The sequence below is a fragment of the Nguyenibacter vanlangensis genome (genome assembly GCF_013376155.1).
Classification (GTDB): Bacteria; Pseudomonadota; Alphaproteobacteria; order Acetobacterales; family Acetobacteraceae; genus Gluconacetobacter; species Gluconacetobacter vanlangensis.
This window is the reverse complement of record NZ_JABXXP010001126.1, coordinates 1-668: the sequence shown is the minus strand read 5'-3', so window position 1 is coordinate 668 and position 668 is coordinate 1. Positions and strand designations below refer to the sequence as shown.

At 71.1% G+C, this 668-nt stretch carries 1 protein-coding gene and 1 pseudogene; both read left to right on the top strand.

Annotation, left to right across the window (positions count from 1 at the left end; all coding sequences use genetic code 11):
* Complete coding sequence (locus HUK84_RS21645) at positions 1-135, top strand: alpha-ketoglutarate-dependent dioxygenase AlkB (protein WP_456306692.1); 135 nt, start codon at positions 1-3, stop codon at positions 133-135.
* Between the two features lie 63 nt (positions 136-198).
* Positions 199-668 (top strand): annotated as a pseudogene (locus tag HUK84_RS21640) (Hsp70 family protein); the annotation flags it as partial.

The window sequence follows — 668 nt, the reverse complement described above, 5'->3', positions numbered from 1 at the left end:
CTGGCGCATGGCGACGTCGTGGTGTGGGGCGGGCCCGCGCGCCTGGCCCATCACGGGATCCACACGCTGGCCGAGGGCGAGCATCCGGCGACGGGGCGGGCACGGCTGAACCTGACCTTCCGCCGGGCGGGATAGCCCGCCGGAACGCCTGGAATGGGCGGGTGGACAGGATGGACGGCCGCGCCTATGCACCGCCGGATGTCCAGCACCGCGCCCTCCCCCCGCGCCCGGATCGGCATCGATTTCGGCACCACCAACAGCGTCGTCGTGGTCGCGACCCCGGATGGCGGCACGCGGACGGCGCGGTTCGCCTTTCCCGGACATGCGGAATCCGAAACCTGCCGCACGCTGCTGTGCCTGTGGCAGGAGGAAGAGCGCGGGCGGCTGATGCTGCACGAGGCGATCGGCGCCGCCGCAATCGATGCCTATCTGGACGATCCGGCGGAAAGCCGGCTGATCATGTCGATGAAATCGTACCTGGCGCAGACCTCGTTCAGCGAGACGCGGCTGCTGGGGCGGCGCCTGACACTGGAAATGCTGGTCGGGCAGTTCGTAGCCGGATTGGCGCGCGCGGCAGGGGTCGATCCGGCGCAGGCGCAGGCCATTGTCGGGCGCCCGGTGCGCTTTGCCGGCGATGCGCCCGACGATGCGTTCGGCGAGCAGCGGCT